Source organism: Herbiconiux daphne (assembly GCF_024979295.1).
In the GTDB taxonomy this organism is placed as follows: Bacteria; Actinomycetota; Actinomycetes; order Actinomycetales; family Microbacteriaceae; genus Herbiconiux; species Herbiconiux daphnes.
In genome coordinates, this window is sequence record NZ_JANLCJ010000847.1 from 1 (window position 1) to 512 (window position 512).

At 36.3% G+C, this 512-nt stretch carries 1 protein-coding gene; it reads left to right on the forward strand.

Annotation, left to right across the window (positions count from 1 at the left end):
- On the forward strand, positions 1 to 512 hold a 512-nt coding region (gene nrdD / locus N1032_RS28010), incomplete at both ends, for an anaerobic ribonucleoside-triphosphate reductase (RefSeq protein WP_310795998.1).

Here is a 512-nt window from a genome sequence, read left to right on the forward strand (position 1 = left end):
ATTATCGATATCTTCAAGCATGGTCGTTCATCGATTAGCCTTGGGTATATTGGCCTTCATGAAGTTGGTTTGTTAATGACTGGTTCAGCACCAACTGATGATGAAACTTCTAAACAATATACAGAAAATGTCGTTAAGTATTTGCGTTGTGCTGTGGATGATTGGAAGACACAATCTAAAGAGGGTTGGGGTTATAGTTTATATGCTACTCCATCTGAATCGTTGTGCGATCGTTTTGCTCGTTTGGATTTGAAGAAATTTGGTGTAGTTGAAGGTATCACTGATAAAGAGTATTACACTAATTCTTTCCATCAAGATGTTTATAAACATTCTAACCCATTCGACAAGATTGATCATGAGGCTCCTTATCATAAGATTTCTTCAGGAGGTCATATTTCATATGCTGAATTTCCGAATGTAAGAAATAACCTAAAAGGTTTGGAAACTGTTTGGGATTACGCTATTAAGAATTTGGATTACTTCGGCACGAATACCCCATGTGATAAATGTCT